The sequence below is a fragment of the Vibrio alfacsensis genome (assembly GCF_019670485.1).
Lineage (GTDB): Bacteria > Pseudomonadota > Gammaproteobacteria > Enterobacterales > Vibrionaceae > Vibrio > Vibrio alfacsensis.
The window spans coordinates 2,347,060-2,359,674 of the sequence record NZ_AP024165.1; the positions used below are offsets into that span (position 1 = coordinate 2,347,060).

At 43.3% G+C, this 12,615-nt stretch carries 11 protein-coding genes; 2 read left to right on the forward strand and 9 right to left on the reverse strand.

Annotation, left to right across the window (positions count from 1 at the left end):
• Positions 1 to 40 precede the first annotated feature (40 nt).
• The 3 genes from VA249_RS10815 to VA249_RS10825 form a co-directional block, all read right to left on the reverse strand.
• Positions 41 to 1,405 carry a sodium-dependent transporter gene (locus VA249_RS10815; RefSeq protein WP_221067979.1) on the reverse strand — a complete coding sequence of 455 codons (1,365 nt, stop codon included), beginning with the start codon at positions 1,403 to 1,405 and terminating at the stop codon, positions 41 to 43.
• Positions 1,406 to 1,617: 212 nt separating this feature from the next.
• Positions 1,618 to 2,361, reverse strand: coding sequence for a YggN family protein (locus tag VA249_RS10820; protein WP_221067980.1), 744 nt, complete (start codon positions 2,359 to 2,361; stop codon positions 1,618 to 1,620).
• Between the two features lie 59 nt (positions 2,362 to 2,420).
• The gene (locus VA249_RS10825) at positions 2,421 to 2,900 is read right to left on the reverse strand and encodes a GreA/GreB family elongation factor (protein WP_221067981.1); all 480 of its coding nucleotides are present in this window, start codon (positions 2,898 to 2,900) and stop codon (positions 2,421 to 2,423) included.
• A gap of 76 nt (positions 2,901 to 2,976) precedes the next feature.
• On the opposite strand from VA249_RS10825, the gene VA249_RS10830 reads away from it, so the two are divergent.
• On the forward strand, positions 2,977 to 4,902 hold the full coding sequence (locus VA249_RS10830) for a RecQ family ATP-dependent DNA helicase (protein ID WP_221067982.1): 1,926 nt from the start codon (positions 2,977 to 2,979) through the stop codon (positions 4,900 to 4,902).
• A gap of 13 nt (positions 4,903 to 4,915) precedes the next feature.
• Here the strand turns inward: VA249_RS10830 and dinB are convergent, their stop codons facing one another.
• Both dinB and VA249_RS10840 read right to left on the reverse strand, forming a co-directional pair.
• Complete coding sequence (gene dinB, locus VA249_RS10835) at positions 4,916 to 5,944, reverse strand: DNA polymerase IV (protein ID WP_242598069.1); 1,029 nt, start codon at positions 5,942 to 5,944, stop codon at positions 4,916 to 4,918.
• 380 nt (positions 5,945 to 6,324) lie between these two features.
• Positions 6,325 to 7,251 (reverse strand): methyl-accepting chemotaxis protein, encoded by a 927-nt coding sequence (locus tag VA249_RS10840; RefSeq protein WP_225927091.1) that lies wholly within the window; start codon positions 7,249 to 7,251, stop codon positions 6,325 to 6,327.
• Between the two features lie 769 nt (positions 7,252 to 8,020).
• Here VA249_RS10840 and VA249_RS10845 point away from each other — a divergent pair.
• The gene (locus VA249_RS10845) at positions 8,021 to 9,235 is read left to right on the forward strand and encodes a diguanylate cyclase (RefSeq protein WP_221067985.1); all 1,215 of its coding nucleotides are present in this window, start codon (positions 8,021 to 8,023) and stop codon (positions 9,233 to 9,235) included.
• Between the two features lie 73 nt (positions 9,236 to 9,308).
• Here VA249_RS10845 and nqrM read toward each other — a convergent pair whose 3' ends face one another.
• The 4 genes from nqrM to nqrE form a co-directional block, all read right to left on the reverse strand.
• Positions 9,309 to 9,542: a (Na+)-NQR maturation NqrM gene (gene nqrM, locus VA249_RS10850; protein ID WP_005436655.1), complete on the reverse strand. Its 234-nt coding sequence runs from the start codon at positions 9,540 to 9,542 to the stop codon at positions 9,309 to 9,311.
• A gap of 22 nt (positions 9,543 to 9,564) precedes the next feature.
• Complete coding sequence (locus tag VA249_RS10855; RefSeq protein ID WP_221067986.1) at positions 9,565 to 10,569, reverse strand: FAD:protein FMN transferase; 1,005 nt, start codon at positions 10,567 to 10,569, stop codon at positions 9,565 to 9,567.
• A gap of 188 nt (positions 10,570 to 10,757) precedes the next feature.
• On the reverse strand, positions 10,758 to 11,981 hold the full coding sequence (gene nqrF, locus VA249_RS10860) for an NADH:ubiquinone reductase (Na(+)-transporting) subunit F (RefSeq protein WP_221067987.1): 1,224 nt from the start codon (positions 11,979 to 11,981) through the stop codon (positions 10,758 to 10,760).
• Positions 11,982 to 12,014: 33 nt separating this feature from the next.
• The gene (gene nqrE, locus VA249_RS10865; protein WP_005436652.1) at positions 12,015 to 12,611 is read right to left on the reverse strand and encodes an NADH:ubiquinone reductase (Na(+)-transporting) subunit E; all 597 of its coding nucleotides are present in this window, start codon (positions 12,609 to 12,611) and stop codon (positions 12,015 to 12,017) included.
• Positions 12,612 to 12,615 lie beyond the last annotated feature (4 nt).

Here is a 12,615-nt window from a genome sequence, read left to right on the forward strand (position 1 = left end):
AACTGTTTACACATTGAGGACAGGTTATGACTAGCGTTAATTAGCCGAATGAAGCCCAGATCACGGTAGCCACAAGCACCGGACAAACGAACTTCACGTAGGCCGGCCACAATTTACCAAACCAGCCTTGTGTGAACTCAGGACAGCCTTGCTCAAGCTCTTTAATTTTTGAGTGACGGTTCCATACCCAACCACCAAATAGACAGAACAACAGTGCCGCCATTGGTTGTAGATATTGCGTTGCGATAGTAGCAACCATGCCAAACAGTGTGCCGAAGTTAAACACGATAACCACACTGAACAGTGCAATCAATGCACCTAACACCCAGCTTGTTGTACTGCGTTTGGTATTAAAGCGCTCGCCCACCAGTGCAACTGGGCATTCAAGCATCGAAATTGACGATGTGAGTGCCGCAATCGTCAGTAGCAAGAAAAATACGATTGAGAACAGTTGACCAAGTAAGCCTAAGCTATCAAACATCAATGGTAAAACCGTAAATACCAGAGTATCTGAACTGAGTAATGACCCATCTTCCGCGTAAATTTGTACGCCTTTTTGCATCGCGACAAACATAGCAGGCATGACAACAAGACCGGCAATGAAAGCAACCGCAGTATCCACCATCGTCACGTTCATGGCCATCTTAGGTAGGTTCTCTTTCTTACTTAAGTAAGAGCCGTAGATCAGCATTGAACAACCACCAATGGTCAGCGAGAAGAAGCCTTGACCCATTGCAGCAAGGATAAGTTTTCGATCCCATACTTTTTCAAAGTCTGGCACTAAGTAATGCTTCAACCCCTCCATCGCACCGTTTTGCGTCATGATGTAGACGAACAGCAAACCGAAGAGAATAAACAGCGCTGGCATCAAACGTGTTGACCACTTCTCAATACCCTGTTTCACGCCGCCTTGCACAATCAAAATAGTGAGAACATAAAAGATGATCGTACCAAAAAGGTTGCGTTCCACACTAAAGCCTTTCAACCACTGGGTTGCGGCTTCCATTCCCATGATGTCGGTAACGGCACCTAGCATAAAGCAGATCAACCAGCCACCAACAATCGAATAAAACGCCAGCACTGCGCTTGGTACACTCAGGCCAATCCAACCAACAATACCACCAAGCTTTTTACCAGCAGGGCTGTCAGTAAGAGAGCGCATACTATCAACCGGGTTTGCTTGGCCATGACGACCAATCGCCATTTCAACCACAAGCATTGGAAAAGCAACAATAAGAATCATCACTAAATAAACAAGTAAGAAAGCGCCACCGCCATTACTCGCAGCTTGGGTTGGAAACCCCCAAATATTTCCTAGACCAACGGCAGCTCCTGCAGCGGCTAAGATAAATCCAAGACGCGAGCCAAAATGCTCACGAGGTTGAGAAGAGGTTTGTTGTGTCATACTACTCACACACATATCAACGAACTAGTGAGCTAGTACATTATAGCAATATCCCCCATTCGACAAGAAAATTTAGGTTAATTACTCGACAATCAGCACGCTTATCCTCAACAACATTTGTAAACTGCTATAAACCCCTCAAACTAAAACAAAAAAACCGCTGAGCATACTCAGCGGTTTATTTATACGTGGTCTGGAAACGATCAAAACCATCAGATAGTAAAGACTTGATAATCTTTCAATTCTGGAATCTTCTTGAGCAAATCTTGCTCTTGATCCGCCATTTCATCCAACGAATCACATAGACCCTCGGCTTGCTGCTCTACTTCTTTAGAGTGTTCAGCCAAACGTTGAGCTACTTTCGCTTGCAACTCTGTCATGCTTTCAGAGAGCGCCGTTAAATTCAAACCACCCTCTTCTTTCATCTTGGCAGACAATGCATCAAAAGCGCTCGTTAAGAATTCTTTGTTGAAAATCTCTTGTGCTTTTTCAAAATCAGCTGTCCATGATTCTGTCATCGAGTCAAAACTGTCTGCTGGTAGAATAAAATCACCATCTTTGTAATAACGAGACTCTACATCCGCAAAGAACGCTTTGGCGGCGGCCTTCACATTATCAAAAGCATCTGGGGCATCTAAACTAACCGCAATATCGTCAATAATATCGTTCGCTAAAGCCAGACCATCACTGGCCAATTGCTTAGCTTGTGGGATATAGGCATTCATTTTCTCACGATAGTCTTCGATAGCGGCTTTCTGATCGGCATCAAGCTCTATCAATTCACCTTTGATGAATAAGTTATTCTCTTCATCAACCACCGCTTTTTCACCATTAGCATGGACAATTTCGAGGTTTTGACCATCCATACGTACTTCATTATTTATATCAATACGACACTGGGCCGCGTAGCTACTTGCACTAACCATCAACAATGAGAATGTGAGCAGTTTCTTCATTACGTTCTCTTCTATCACAATATTCTTTATAACTATAACAACCAGCAATAAATACGATGTCAGAAAATCGCCACAACTTCATAACAGGTTGTTTTATCACCAATGGCCACGGTAATTTCTTCGCCAACCTCTTTACGCATTAAAGCACGCCCGAGAGGCGATTGAGCAGTAAGAACAAAGACTTCTTTATCTTGCCACTGAACCGTTAACCCGCCAGAACATGGGCCAACGAAAAAGGCCTTTTCATTATCATGCTCATCAATAAGCTCGACATAAGCACCCACAGCAATCGCAGAATCAGAAAAATCACGAATGACTAACGAACGGTACTGACGAAGCTCTTCTTCACTCTCTTGAACACGCATCGCTTGCCCATGCGCAAGATAAGACGCTTCAAGCGCTAACGTATCGTATTTATGCTCCGGTACAGTTTCTTCATCTGTGGCAGCATCAATGGCTCGTTGGGTCGAGGCATAAGCAATTTGAAGTTTGTCTTCTAAGTGTTTAATGATTATTTGGACTAACTCAGGTTTGTTCATACTTTTAGGACGCGCGTTTCGCACTCATGGTGTGTTAATGTAACCCAGTTTACCATCAAAGAAAGGTTTCCTTATTATGCAAAGTGGCTCGCTTATGCAAACACTTCAATCCGTGTTTGGTTTTGATGCCTTACGACCAGGTCAGCAACCTGTTATTGACGCCGTAATGAACGGACACTCTGCTGCTGCTATCTTCCCAACAGGCTCCGGGAAGTCACTTTGCTACCAACTCCCAGCGACACAGTTACCGCATCTCACGTTGGTCATTTCCCCTCTATTGGCGTTGATGAAAGACCAACTCAGCTTTTTACAAAGTAAAGGGATTGCAGCCGCCTCTATCGACAGCAGTCAAAGTAGAGAAGAAGCACAGCAAGTCATGGCTGGAGTTAAGAGTGGTCATATAAAAGTGTTGATGATTTCTGTAGAGCGACTCAAGAACGAACGCTTTCGTGAATTCATTCGTCAAATTCCTATTTCTTTGATGGTGGTGGATGAAGCACACTGTATCTCAGAGTGGGGGCATAATTTCCGTCCCGATTATCTTAAATTGCCTCAGTACCAACGTGAGCTCAACATCTCTCAATCACTCCTGCTAACCGCCACCGCAACACCGGCGGTGATTGAAGATATGCAGAAGAAGTTTAGCATCGACAACGAGCATATCACCGTCACCGGTTTCTATCGCCCTAACCTCGATATTTCTGTGTTGCCTTGCGATGAAGAAAACAAACAAACTCAACTGAATGACATTATTGCTGCGGAGCCTAAACTGCCAAGTATCGTGTACGTAACTCAACAGCAAACCGCAGAGCAAGTTGCCAACTCACTGATCCGTTTGGGCATCAATGCTCACGCTTACCACGCAGGTATGAAGAGCGACATTCGTGAGAAAATCCAACAGCAGTTTATGGACTCTCAAATCGACTGCATTGTTGCAACCATCGCGTTTGGTATGGGTGTCGATAAATCCGACATTCGCCGCGTGATTCATTTTGATTTGCCAAAATCCATCGAAAACTACGCGCAAGAAATCGGACGCGCAGGGCGTGATGGTCAACGATCTGAATGCATCTTGTTAGGAAATACGTCGGGCTTAACCGTACTTGAAAATTTTGTGTACGGCGATACCCCAGAGCCAAGCGCCATCCAGTATGTCTTAGAGCAGATTCGAGAAAATACGCCTCAATGGGAAATGATCGCACTGCGCCTTTCTCGTGACAGCAATATTCGCCAATTACCACTTAAGACCTTACTCGTTTATCTTGAATTAGCGGACGTTATTAAAGCGAAGTACAGTTACTTTGCTGAATACCGATTTAAGTTTTTGCAAGATCAACAGTTTATTCTCAACCAGTTCCAAGGTGAGCGTCGTCAGTTTGTCGAGGCCATTTTCACGTGTTCGACCAAAGCAAAAATCTGGTGCCAGGTAGATTTAGAAGCCCTATGGATGCACTATCAATCTGAACGCAGCCGAGTGGTTGCTGCTTTAGACTACTTCCATCAAAACGGCTGGATTGAATTAGAAAGTAAACAACTCACGGATGTTTATTCCGTATTGCCTGCAACTCAGAGCCAAGACGCACTCACCGAACAATTAGTTGAGCTATTTCAATCAAAAGAACGTAAAGATATCGAACGTATTCACACTATGCTGAACCTGTTCCAATCGTCTGATTGCCTAAGCCATCAGTTGGCTCACTACTTTGCCGACCATGATGCGCCTACACGATGTGGTCATTGCTCGGTATGTCGTGGAGAAGTGGCGACATTCCCTCAAACGCAACATGAGCAACCAGAAACGCTTCATCTGAAAGCATGGGTAAATGAGTTTGTTCAACTCTCACCTAGCGCCATCAGCAATGAAGCCGTAGCTCGCTTTCTATGTGGGATCAGCACTCCTATCATTGCTCGACTTAAAGCAAGCAAGCTTCAAGGTTATGGCGCTATGGCAAATACCTCTTTCTCTCAAGTATTGCAACACGTTGAAGTGGCACGATCCTAGAAGAAGCTCAAGCCTAGAAGAAACTCAATTGACGAGCTTGTTCTTCGGGCTTGAGCATCACACTCAAGCCCAACAAGCGGATCTCTCTGCCATTTTGGCGTTTTAGAATATCCCTTAGCAAAGCCTTAAAGTCGTCCAACTCCAGTTGTGGATGTATATGCTCAATGGTTGTCAGTTGGAAATCTGCGAACTTTACCTTGATCCCCTGCTTGATGATTGATTTATCTGGGCTGGCTCTTTCCAAGCGCTTCTCTAGTTCAGGATAAAGCTTTTCTTCTATCACTTGCCAACATTGATCATAGGTCGAAATGTTTTCGCTAAACGTACGCTCTACGCCAACCGATTTGCGCTCTCGCTCCACAACCACTTCTCGATCATCAATGCCATGGCTGCGCTTCCATAGTGATGCACCTTGCCGCCCAAACTGACGTAATAACTCACGATAGTCACTGTTTTTGATGTCCTCACATAAATAGAAGCCCGCTTGGTGCAGTTTCTCCAAGCTCACTTTGCCAACCCCAGGAATCTTCTCCAGAGGCAGCTTATCAACGACTTCCTGAACTTGACTTGGCGTAATCACAAACTGACCATTCGGCTTATTCATGTCAGACGCGACTTTAGCTAAAAACTTTATTGGTGCGATCCCAGCAGAGGCAGTTAACCCCAACTCCGTGTGTATGTCTTTACGAATGGACTCTGCTATCAGTGTGGCAGACCCTCGACAAGCGGTGGAGTCTGTAACATCAAGGTATGCTTCATCTAGAGAAAGAGGTTCGATGATTTGTGTGTAACGTTCGAAAATGGCGCGGATTTGTTGTGAGACTTGTTTATAAACATGCATTCGTCCCGGAACAACGAGCAAATTCGGGCAAAGTTGGAGTGCACGCGCTGTTGGCATCGCACTTCGAATGCCAAACTTGCGCGCTTCATAGTTACACGTACTGATCACGCCACGTTGCTTTTCATGACCGCCCACAGCAAGTGGTACCCCCCGATAGCTCGGGTTGTCGCGCATTTCCACCGCGGCATAAAAACAATCCATATCAACGTGAATAATTTTTCTTACTCGTTCTTGCACGCTCAATACACAAAACACACTGTTTAAAAAAACAGTATACTATGATGCACTTCTCAAAATAAAGATCGAAGTTTGTGATAAGTAACCATTGGTAAGTCTAGCTTGAAGATAAGCTTGTTATACCCAAGTGACTTCAAGATGCAGGATTCAGAGCGTTGCCAGTGATTCCCTGTTTACCGGAATAAGAAAGAAAGCAACGAAGCGTAATAGCTAGCTTTTTCTAAGTTGTTTGACGATGACATTGTTTCAATGACACGCTCCCAAAGGGCGAGCTGACTTGGGTATAGAAGCACGGCATGGCTATATCACATGCCGCGCGACCATCTCCGCACTAATCAAAAATGCTATTGCTCAACCTGTTTATCGTGTAGAAATTGCTTCATTCCGATAATCATCGTACTCGTGTACGCATTCTTTTCTTGGTTCGCTTTTGCATTCGCTAGACTGTTATCGAGTTTGCTATACACATCTTCTATTCGGGAGGATAAATCGTGAGTCACCACGGTTTGGCTAGTAGATGTTTCATGTACGACAGAGTTAATTGCCGCCAATTTTTGCGTACTTACATTAATACTCTCGAACGCTTCATTTAAATGCTTAGAAAGTGCAAACGACTTTTTGATGATCGCTTGGTTCTTAGTAATATGATCTTGCGCTTTCGTACTGTAAGCATTGAGCTTTTCTACGGTTTCTTTTATTACCGATGTACTCTGTTGAGTCTGCATCGACAACTTACGCACTTCACTGGCAACGACGGAAAATCCCTTACCATGCTCACCCGCTCTTGCGGCTTCAATAGAGGCATTGAGCGCCAATAATGACGTTTGGTTAGAAACTTGGTTGATGGTATCCAAAAGCAAATTGATGTCATTTGAACATTCAAAAAGTTTATTAAAAATCGGCACAGAATGTTCAATCGAGGTGAACACTTGCATAGCAATCTGACTGTCGTATTCCATCAAACGACGACCTTTATATAGATCTCTCAGCACTTGTTCAGTTGCATCTTTGGCGACTGAAGCTTCATGGCTAACGCTTTGTGACGTTGAAGACAACTCTACTGTTGAAGCAGATATTTGTTCAAGATCAAGAAAGCACTGCTCAGTGTCCTTAACATTCTTGTCTAAATTAAGATTAAAAGATTGGTAGGAGGCATGCAGTTCATCAAGGAGATTGCTAAGGCCCGCGTTAATTTCATTTAGCTTGAGTTGAGTCCGAATAAGAATCGTAGATAACACAACAACCAATGATGCCAAGAATGCACTCAACATGCTGGCTAACTTTACATCGATACTTATACTAGTTGAATAAATCAACGGCATGGTAATACATACCATGATAGTTAAAACAGAGAGGATTTTTAGGTTCATTTTTATACAATTTTTAAATTATAGACACTATCTGTAACGCAATCCATCCATCTGCAAATTGAACGCATATCGCTCATATTCGTCGATCCGATCAACGAACGTTTTTCATACAAAGTTTTCTCAGCAAAATAAATTAAAAATAAGAATAACCGATTAAGCCATCGCTCCTCATTTTTAACCTATGATATTAAGTGTCTAGCCTGCGAATAAATACAACATAACTTGCCATTATTCACTACACAAACAAAGACCTTTTATTACATACAAAACACAAACCCCATCCAGAGCGTGATATTTAACTCATTTTTACTGCTTTGAACAAAACACACATTCACCTTACCGATATAACGACTTTCGTTCTACGTTGTATTTTTGTCGTTGCGATTAAAGTAAATTGTTGTTTGTCATAAGCTACTCGAACTAGTTAGTACTGTAAAAAGACATTAAGAATACTTAAAGTTCAACAATGTTCTTATACCTAAATAGTGTTATTCGGAGCCAAAGTTAGACATATTTTCATAGCATTAATAAAACTGTTGATTATTATTGATTCCATTAGCGAGAAAGCTTAACAATATAAGGTTATCGCAAAACCGAACATCAAGATAATGCGAATGCATATACGAACAGTATGCTCGGGGTTGCACTATACAAAAGTAAGGACACTTTTTTGAGTAACAAAATTTTGATTGTCGAAGACAGTCGCGCCTTTCGAAATTATCTGCAACAAATCTTAGGGCAAGCAGGGTATGAAATCATTGCAGCAGAGAACTTTTCAGAAGCACAAGCCATTTTAAACTCTCAGCAAGACCTGCTGTGCGCCGTATTAGACTATTGTTTACCTGATGCCCAAGACGGTGAAATCATCGATCTTTTACTTTCTCATCAACATAAAGTCATTGTACTGACTGCGATGTTTCAAGAAGAGATCCGTGAACAAATGCTAGCTAAGGGCGTGCTAGACTATTTATTAAAAGACAGCATGGCTTCTGTCTCCTACCTTCTTCCATTAATTAGGCGACTGACAAACAACCACAACCATAAGTGCTTGGTCGTGGATGACTCCATGGTGGTGCGTCATCACGTGGTGCAACTGCTGGAGCATCAATATCTGCAAACACTCCAAGCTGAGAATGGTCAGCAAGCGATTGAATTAATCGAGCAGAACCCTGATATCACTTTAGTCCTCACTGACCACGACATGCCAACCAAAGATGGCATTACAATGATCAGAGAACTACGCCAGAATTTTGATAAGAACCAACTGGCGATTCTTGGTATTTCTGGTAGCGATGACCACACAATGACGGCCCGTTTTCTAAAAGCTGGCGCAAATGACTTTTTATACAAGCCTTTTAACCAAGAAGAGTTCTTTTGCCGAGTTCATCAAATCTTAGATATGAAAGAAGCTACTTCTGAGTTGTACCGGATGGCAAACCAAGATTCCCTCACCGGTTTGTGGAATCGACGTTTCTTGTTTGGTCAAGCGTGTGGGGGATGCGAAAAACGCAATATTGCGATGCTTGATATCGATTTCTTTAAGAAAGTGAACGACAACTATGGCCATGATGGTGGAGACGCTGCACTCGTCATGGTCGCCAACATCTTAAAAATTTATTTCCCAGATGATGTTGTGGCTCGATTTGGTGGAGAAGAGTTTTGTATTCAAGCATGCGATCACTATGAGGAATTTGTCACACGCCTAGAGCAAATGAGGCAACGAGTAGAGAAAACGCCGATACCATACCAAGACGAAGAAATTCAGATAACGATCAGTATTGGTGTATCAACAGCACTCGACAACCTCGACCAACAAATTAAAGTCGCAGATGATCGCTTGTATCAAGCAAAAGAAAATGGTCGAAATCAGACTATTTACCAGTAGACACTTTTTCTACTAAATTGCTCCAAAAAAAAACCAGCCACAAGGCTGGGTTTTCTATTTTAACCATTACAGATTAAGCAATGCGGTCTTTTTCCCATGCAGCAAGCTTTTCCGCACGTGCTGCTTCACGAGCTTCACGTTTCTTACGTGCATCACATGGTTCAGGGCAATTACATACTTTTTCAATGCCTACTGCGCCAAGGCCACCGCAACTGCCTTTTACCACTTTCTTTTGAAAGATGTAACCCACTGCCATCGCTGCAATCACCGCAACAAAAACAGCAAAAGTAATTAGAAATGTACTCATAAGAACATACTCACTTCGGTTGTTATTTCTTCATGAACGGCTTGTATGCTTCAGAAGCCAGCTCTTTAAATCCATCATCCGTTTTCACTATCATGAAAACTGGAATGTTGTTGTCATTTGCGATTTGCATACCTTTGTCTTCACCTAACACCATGATGCCAGTTGCAAGACCATCGGCCGTCATCGACGATTTATCCAATACCGTAACCGATACCACTTTATGGTGGATTGGTTTACCTGTTTGCGGATTGATGATGTGAGAGTATCGCACACCATTGCTCTCAAAGTAATTACGATAGTCACCACTTGTTGCAATTGCCATATCACCTGGCTCAATAATTTCCTGAATTGAGCGCTCATCTACGGTTGGTTTTTCAATCGCAATACGCCACGGCACCCCCTCACGGTTAATACCTTTTAGACGCATTTCACCACCGACTTCAACCATGTAGTTATGAATCCCCTCTGATTGCAGGTAATCCGCAACAACATCCACACCCCAGCCTTTTGCTATCGTTGAGAGATCAACATAAAGGTTCGGGATATCTTTCGACATCTTGTTCCCCTCGACCGAAAGGTGGTGAATACCGGTGTTCGCTTTGCGAGCTGCAAGTTCTTCATCTGATGGTACAACATCTGGGCGAGCTTCAGGGCCAAAACCCCAAAGGTTAACCAAAGGACCAACGGTAACATCGAGAGCGCCTAAAGTAAGACCATTTAGGCGAATCGCTTCTTTCACAACCGTTGCGGTTTGCGGTGATACTTCAAATGGTTCACTCGTTTCATGTTGATTAAAACGGCTAAGCTCTGAATCTTCACGGTAAGTCGACATTTGATCGTTCACTTCTTCAAGTAGGCGATCGATTTCTGTTTGAAGCGCTTCAGGTGAAGGTAAGCCATCTTGCTCAATGTATTTGATATTGTAAGTAGTTCCCATCGTTGGGCCACTTAAATGAATTTGATCTGCAGACTGTTCACAGCCAGCCAAAATCAATAGAGAAGCGAATGCAACAAGCCACTTTTTCACTTGTTTACTCCAATTGTTGTTAATACCAATTTCCCTAATCAGCGATATTGGTATGAATTGATATGGAAAATGGGTTCTCTTAAGACAAACCGATTTCCTATATCAACTGTTGAATATCATTTTGTCATTCACAAAAAAGAATGGCTAGCTCTTAGAGAGCTAGCCATAGATTCAATCACTTGGAGGAATTAACCACCGAAGTCATCTAGAAGGATATTCTCATCCTCTACACCTAGATCTTTTAGCATGCCGATAACAGCCGCGTTCATCATAGGTGGACCACACATGTAGTATTCACAGTCTTCTGGCGCTTCGTGATCACGTAGGTAGTTCTCGTAAAGAACATTGTGAATGAAGCCTGTGTAACCATCCCAGTTATCTTCTGGCATAGGGTCAGACAATGCACAGTGCCAAACGAAGTTGTCATTCTCAGCCGCTAGGCCGTCGAAATCTTCTACGTAGAACATTTCACGTCGAGAACGAGCACCGTACCAGAATGACATCTTACGCTTAGAGTGCAGACGTTTTAGCTGGTCGAAGATATGAGAACGCATTGGGGCCATACCTGCACCACCACCAACGAATACCATTTCAGCATCAGTGTCTTTCGCGAAGAACTCACCGAATGGACCAGAAATCGTACACTTGTCGCCTTCTTTTAGAGACCAGATGAACGATGACATGATACCAGGTGGTACGTCAGGATTATTAGGCGGCGGCGTAGCGATACGCACGTTTAGCATAATAATACCCTCTTCTTCTGGGTAGTTAGCCATTGAGTAAGCACGGATTGTTTCTTCGTTTACCTTAGACTCGTAACGGAACAAGTTAAATTTGTCCCAATCTTCACGATACTCTTCAGGTACATCGAAATCAGCGTACTTAATGTGGTGAGCTGGTGCTTCAATCTGGATGTAACCACCAGCACGGAAAGGTACTGATTCGCCATCTGGAATTTGTAGCTTAAGCTCTTTGATGAATGTTGCTTTGTTATCGTTAGAGATAACCGTACATTCCCACTTCTTAACGCCGAAGATTTCTTCAGGAAGTTCGATGTCCATGTCAGTTTTCATTGCAACCTGACACGCTAGACGCTCACCTTCACGCGCTTCACCTTTAGTAATATGGTCAAGCTCGGTAGGTAGGATGTCACCACCACCTGATTTAACTTTTACGCGACACTGACCACAAGAGCCACCGCCACCACAAGCAGAAGATACGAATACGCCAGCACCCGCTAACGCAGTTAGTAGCTTACCACCTGGTTGTGTAACGATCGCCAATTCAGGGTTATCGTTCACAGAAATTGTAATGTCACCTGTTGGTACAAGCTTTGACTTAGCGAATAGAATCACTAGTACTAGCGCAAGTACGATCAGAGTAAACATCACTACACCAAGAATAATGTCCATTGACTATTCCTTAATTGTTGCGGTTTACCCGACTTACAGTTGAACACCAGAGAAAGACATAAAGCCCAACGCCATTAGACCTACAGTGATGAACGTGATACCTAGACCACGTAGACCAGGAGGCACGTCTGAGTACTTCATCTTCTCACGGATACCTGCAAGAGCGACGATCGCTAGCATCCAACCCACACCAGAACCGAAGCCGTAAACAACAGATTCAGCAAAGTTGTAGTCACGTTGTACCATGAAAGATACACCACCGAAGATCGCACAGTTTACTGTGATCAGCGGTAGGAAGATGCCCAGCGCGTTGTACAAAGGAGGGAAGAAACGGTCAAGAACCATCTCTAGGATCTGTACAAGTGCTGCAATTACACCGATGAAGGTGATGAAGTTTAGGAAGCTAAGGTCTACGCCCTCAACTAACGCGTTCTCTTTCAAAACTAGGTTGTAAACTAGGTTGTTCACAGGAACCGCGATAGTGAGTACTACCACAACTGCAACACCCAGACCGAAAGAGGTCTTAACTTTCTTAGATACGGCAAGGAAAGTACACATACCTAGGAAGAAAGACAGTGCCATGTTTTCGATGAAAATCGATTTAACTAGCAGACTGATGTAATGTTCCATGACG

Bases quoted from the DNA above. Each gene is read 5' to 3' on its own strand.
- VA249_RS10815 (WP_221067979.1), bottom strand. From the start codon at position 1,405: ATGACACAACAAACCTCTTCTCAACCTCGTGAGCATTTTGGCTCGCGT.
- VA249_RS10820 (WP_221067980.1), bottom strand. From the start codon at position 2,361: ATGAAGAAACTGCTCACATTCTCATTGTTGATGGTTAGTGCAAGTAGC.
- VA249_RS10825 (WP_221067981.1), bottom strand. From the start codon at position 2,900: ATGAACAAACCTGAGTTAGTCCAAATAATCATTAAACACTTAGAAGAC.
- VA249_RS10830 (WP_221067982.1), top strand. From the start codon at position 2,977: ATGCAAAGTGGCTCGCTTATGCAAACACTTCAATCCGTGTTTGGTTTT.
- dinB (WP_242598069.1), bottom strand. From the start codon at position 5,944: ATGGATTGTTTTTATGCCGCGGTGGAAATGCGCGACAACCCGAGCTAT.
- VA249_RS10840 (WP_225927091.1), bottom strand. From the start codon at position 7,251: ATGTTGAGTGCATTCTTGGCATCATTGGTTGTTGTGTTATCTACGATT.
- nqrM (WP_005436655.1), bottom strand. From the start codon at position 9,542: ATGAGTACATTTCTAATTACTTTTGCTGTTTTTGTTGCGGTGATTGCA.
- nqrF (WP_221067987.1), bottom strand. From the start codon at position 11,981: ATGGACATTATTCTTGGTGTAGTGATGTTTACTCTGATCGTACTTGCG.
- nqrE (WP_005436652.1), bottom strand. From the start codon at position 12,611: ATGGAACATTACATCAGTCTGCTAGTTAAATCGATTTTCATCGAAAAC.